Here is a 2467-nt window from a genome sequence, read left to right as displayed (position 1 = left end):
CCTTGCGGACTGATCTCGATGACGCTCCCACCGCCATTGATGCGCACGCCCTTGGCGGCGGTGAGATTGATCCACCCATCCGCGCTCACGATCTCCACGTCCTGGCGAGAGACGATCTGCACGCCATCGCTTTGCGCTTCGATGCGCACCTTGCCAGCTGCCGCCGTCAGCGCGATGCCCGCCTTCTGCGCGAACACCGCGAACGACTCCAGCACGCTCGCAAACATCGAGCGCGCCGCCGCGAAGCTGATATGCCGCCCGGTCGTTACCGCGAGGTCTTTGTCGCTCGCAAGGTGCGTGCTGCCCGTCGTGGTCGTCTGAATCCCCGCCGGACTCGCCAACGTCAGATGCGGCGCGACGAACTCGGGAAACTCGCCGGTATGAACATTCACCGTGCCCGTGCCGCGTAGTTCGTCGTTCGCCGTTTTGATCGACCTGGCAACGTCCGATTGATTGCCGCTCGCGCGCTGCGTGCCATGCCGCTGCGCGAGTTCGGCCATGCTCTCGTGGATGTCGCGCGCCTGCGTGAGCCGCCCGACCGTCTCGCTCATCTCCTTCGCGTGTCCCGTCGCGTTGGCGCGGCCTTCGGTCGTAATGAGCATGCCCAATCCCGCGCGCAGCACGCCCCACAAATCCGTGCGCAACTCGAAGCCCTGACCGCGAGCCTCCCGCCGTCCTTCGTTGCCGAAGATGCGGCGGATAAAGCCAAGGCTCAGGATCGAGGAACCCTGATCGCTCGACAACTGCGCCTGCAACTGGCCTTTGGTGTCATCGAGCGCCAGGTGATTGGTGCCCGCTTCGTGACCCAGACTGCGGGTGCGGATGCCCGCGAGACTGGCGTTTTTCGGCAGGTTCCACGCGGGCACGTTCCATTTGTTCGTCGCGCTCCCCACGATGATCGGTAAATCGGGATCGCCATTGACATAGCTCACGATGACTTCGTCGCCGATGCGCAAGGGCATGGCGACGCCGCGCGCGTTGCCTTGCCACGGCAGCGCCACGCGCAACCAGATCGCGCGCTTCTCGTCGAACTCGCCTTGCTTGTCCCAGCGAAACTGAACGAGGTAGCGGCCGAGCGCGTCGAGCCATTGCTCGGCATCCTCGTAGCCGACGATCACCCCAGCCTCGGGGCCGTAAATGCGCGGCCTGGGCGTCTTCTGTTCGAGCCGGTGATACTCCGATAACGGCTCGATCTCGAAGTCGGCATCGCAACGAAACGGCGTCGATTCCTTCGCCTCGGTATCGACTTCCTGTATATCCAGCGTGCAGGACACGACAAGGTAGTCCGTGTTCGCGTTGCGTTGCGGATAGCCGGTCAGCGCGAACGTATGGCCCGACAAGAGGCCGCTCAGCGGGCCGTGTCCCTTGGCGCGATGCGTCTTGCAGCGTAGCGCGTCCATGCGCACCCGCGCCAGATGGCGGGCTTCTTCGAGCGGCTCGTTGCGCCAGCTATTGAGACCGCTCTCGGCGGGCTGCGCGAAACCGCCCCAATCGTAGATCTCGGCTCGCGCGTGGTTCAACTCGCGCGGATTGGCGGCGCCTTCCTCCATACCGGACGCCCGGTTACCCGCACGACCCCATGACGGCGCGGTGTAATCGTGATCGCGCAGCGTGACCGCGCCCGTGGAAAGGACGTTGGTAATCGACAGGGTATCGATGAATTCCTCGTCGATCCGCTCCTTCGACGGGTGGTAGCGCAACGTCTCGTGAGCCGGGCCGTGCGGCTGGAAGGCGCCGGGACCATCGCTCAGAACGAGCTGGTGGAAGCCGTCGGCGTGCTCGAACCAGAACGCTATCCCCCATTCTTCCCATAGGCGGCGCAGGAAGTGGTAGTCGCTCTCGAACGCTTGCCGCTGATACTCGCGCTTCGAATAATGCGCCTTGCCACCGCCCGGACCGCCAATGCGGTAATCGACCGATATCCCATAGCCCTGCATCACCTCGCGCGTGATATCGATGACGTTCAGACCAAAGAATGCTCGCGAGGCCTGGTTGAGCGTGGCGAGATAGAGCGCCGGACGAATCACGAACTCATAGACGATCGAGCGGCCATTGCCGCCCACGATCCGCGCCTGAGCGATGATGCCCGTTATCTCGCGGGTATAGCGGCCCACATTGCCCGCGCCGGTATGACCGGGTTGTCCTGGAACGAACTTCCACTTTCCGGGGATTTCGATAGTCACCGTTGCTTCGGCATTGAGCAGCGCGTCGAGGTCGAGACAGGCCGCCTCTGGGAACGCGTCGCTATAGCTGTCCCGCGTCTGCGCGGTGAGGGTGTACTCGAACAATTCGCCGATCGCCTCGCTGCCGCGCAGACGCAGCGGAACAAGGTACGGCATGCCCCAATAATCGGGGGCGGGCAGTGCGCTACAGCGCAGCCCGAGGGTGCGGGGGTGAGTGGGTTTTGACATGCCGGTCTTGTCGCCCAGGGGCGCGAGCGCTCGACCGTTTGCGTTTTTCACTGCTT

Annotated in this window: 1 protein-coding gene; it reads right to left on the bottom strand. The window is 64.0% G+C overall.

The window, feature by feature from the left end; translation table 11 throughout:
- Window positions 1-2339 (bottom strand): type VI secretion system tip protein TssI/VgrG (locus QCE73_RS39220; RefSeq protein WP_309886178.1); only part of this gene is annotated, 2339 nt, incomplete at its 3' end.
- Window positions 2340-2467 lie beyond the last annotated feature (128 nt).

The organism is Caballeronia sp. LZ029, from assembly GCF_031451275.1.
Taxonomy (GTDB): domain Bacteria; phylum Pseudomonadota; class Gammaproteobacteria; order Burkholderiales; family Burkholderiaceae; genus Caballeronia; species Caballeronia jiangsuensis.
The sequence above is the reverse complement of the archived record's forward strand: the minus strand, read 5'-3'. Positions and strand labels throughout refer to the sequence as shown.